Source organism: Enterococcus avium ATCC 14025, assembly GCF_000406965.1.
Taxonomy (GTDB): Bacteria; Bacillota; Bacilli; order Lactobacillales; family Enterococcaceae; genus Enterococcus_A; species Enterococcus_A avium.
The window spans coordinates 140,332-140,878 of the sequence record NZ_KE136369.1 but is presented as its reverse complement, the minus strand read 5'-3'; positions in this window follow the sequence as shown (position 1 = coordinate 140,878).

Here is a 547-nt window from a genome sequence, read left to right as displayed (position 1 = left end):
CATATTGCTTGCTATGTTGTTTGCTTCTATATAATAGAAGCGCCCTACACATTTGGTTTGTTTTATTCGTTCAGTTTTCAAAGGTCTACATTGTTCGTCGCTTTGTTTCAGCAACTTTTATATCATATCAGGTTTTCATTCAAAAGTCAACAACTTTTATTTAAAAACTTTTTGATAAAAAAACAAGTTTGCTGCGCGTTTCGTTCAAGCGACTTTATAAAAATACCACAAGATTATTCATCCGTCAACAATTATTTTTAATTTTTTTCAAGATGTTTTGTTCTCGTGGGAACATTTAATAATATAGCAATCTTCAAGCAGTAATGCAACTATTTTTTGTAGTTTTTTTCAATCTTTTTAATTTTTCGAACGTTCATTTAAAACTCTAAAATAACGTTCGATTTTAAAACAAAAATAACGCTATCTTCACCTAAAACTTTTTTGAACTTTCGCATAAGAAAACCTCAGGAGAAAACCGCTCCTGAGGACTTTTTGTTTAGATTTAGATAAATCATTTTATTGTCGATCACTGATTCTAAATTCGTAT